The 2,332-nt window shown below is 64.1% G+C and carries 1 protein-coding gene; it reads left to right on the top strand.

The window, feature by feature from the left end; all coding sequences use genetic code 11:
- The coding region (locus ACXPVS_RS27205; RefSeq protein WP_458512638.1) for a condensation domain-containing protein at positions 1 to 2,332 on the top strand (2,332 nt) is incomplete at both ends.

The raw sequence follows: 2,332 nt of genomic DNA, 5'->3' as shown, positions 1-2,332 counted from the left end.
GCGCGGTTACCTGAAACGTGCGGACCTGACCGAGGCACGTTTCCTCGCCAGCCCGTTCATCGACGGTGATCGCCTGTACCGCACCGGCGACCGTTGCCGCTTCCTCGCCGATGGCAATATCGAATACCTCGGGCGTCTCGACCATCAAGTGAAACTGCGCGGTCAGCGGATCGAGCTGGGAGAAATCGATGCTGAACTGCTGGCGCAGGCCGGCGTTCGCGACGCTGCCACATTGCTGCTTGATCAGCGTCTGGTGAGCTTCTGGTGCGGTGACGCCGAAGAAGCTTCGCTGCGTGCGGCATTGAGCGACAACTTGCCGTCGCACATGCTGCCAAGCCTGTGGGTGCAACTCGACAGCCTGCCGCTCAACAGCAACGGCAAACTCGATCGCAAGGCGTTGGCCGCCCTGCCATGGCCGGAAACCAAAAGCGACCAGCCACGCAGAGCGCCGCGCAACACCACTGAAACCGTGCTGTGCGCGTTGTTTAGCGAAGTGCTGGAATGCCCGCTAGTGGGGATCGACGATCATTTCTTCCACCTCGGCGGCCATTCCTTGCTGGCCACGCGACTGGTCGCCCGGGTTCGTGAACGCCTCGGCGCCAGCCTGCCGCTGGCGCTGGTATTCGCCCAGCCGACGGTGGCGGCGCTGGCCGGTCATCTGCGCGCGGCAATGCCGGGCGAACTGATCACCGCCCAACCGCGTCCAGCACAATTGCCGCTGGGCCTGGCTCAGCAACGGTTCTGGATGCTCAGCCGTCTGGTGCCGGATTCGCGCGAATATCACATGCCGTTCGCCCTGACCTTGCACGGCGAGCTTCAGGTACAGGCCTTGCGCGAGGCATTCGAACACGTCAGCGAGCGCCATCTGGTATTGCGCAGCCGCATCGTTGAAGTTGAAGGCGATCCGCAGTTGCTGATCGACAATCAGGGCCCGCCGCTCGCGGTCACGTCGGTCACCACACAAGACTGGGCGGCGGCGTGCGCCGAGGCTCAGAACGAGCTGATGGCACCGTTCGACCTGGCCACCGCCGCACCTTGGCGGGCACACCTGTTGCAACGTCAGGGCAGCGACGAAAGCCTGTTGCTGGTGTGCCTGCACCACAGCGCCACCGACGGTTGGGCGATGCAGTTGCTGATCGACGAACTGGCCCAGGCCTACAGCGCCGGCCTGAACGGTCAGTCGCCGGCCTGGACCGCGCTGGACGTCGACTATGTCGACTTCGCCCTGTGGCAGCAGCATCCGGATACCCAGGCTCGGCGCAATGACAGCCTCAATTACTGGAAAAATCACCTCGACCAGGACGACTACCAGCTCGATCTGCCCCTGGACCATCCACGCGGTGCCGAAGCGGATCGTCGCGCCCAACGGCTGACAGTCAGCCTCGGCGCTCAGCGAGCGGAAGCGATCCGTCAGTTCGCCCGTCAACGCGGCAGCACCACCTATGTGGTACTGGCCACTGCTTTGAGCGCCTTGCTTGCGCGCTACAGCGGTCAGCGTGATATTCGCCTCGGCACCCCGGCCGATCAGCGCGATCAGCCGCAAACACAGGCACTGCTGGCGTGTCTGGTGAATACGTTGGTGATCCGCAGCGAAGTCAATCAACAGGCCCCGGCCGAGCAGTTGCTGGCCAACCTTGAAGCCGATTTGCGCGCCGCCCAGGCCCATGCCGACCTGCCGTTCGCCACATTAGTCGGCGCCGTGGCCCAGCGTCGCGACCTGAACCGCACGCCGCTGTTCCAGGTGATGTTCTCCCTTAACCACGGCCGCATGGACAGCAGCCAATGGCCGGGCCTGAACATCGAAGAGCAGACGCTGCCGGTGATCGACGCCAAGTTCGAACAGAGCTGGGAAGTCCAGGACGATGGCAGCGACATGATCCTCGCCCTGGAATACCAGGCGGCGCTGTTTGACCCATTGACGATGCAGCGCTGGAGCGCGCAATGGTGTGCGCTGCTGGACGCATTGGTGGCAACGCCGACACGGACGCTGGTCGAGTTGTTCCCGCAAAAACAGGATCAGCAGCAACTGGATCGCTGGAACGCGACCGAACGTCATTACAGCGGCCCGACCAATCTGCACACGGCCCTGACTCAACAAGCGGCCCTGAGCCCCAACGCCCCGGCGCTGGTGTTCGAAGGCCAGCGCCTGAGTTATGCCGAGCTCCATCAACGCGCGCAAACCGTCACCAAAGCCTTGCGCGCGGCCGGTATTGGCAGCGGCGCCATCGTGCCCGTGTGCATGGAGCGCTCCGTGGAAATGGTCGTGGCCTTGCTCGGTATCGTGCATGCCGGCGCGGCGTGGTTGCCGCTCGATCCAGAACTGCCGGCTGCA

The organism is Pseudomonas sp. Ma2-10, assembly GCF_054330215.1.
Note: the sequence above shows the minus strand (reverse complement) of the source record. Positions and strands in the feature narration are given on the sequence as shown.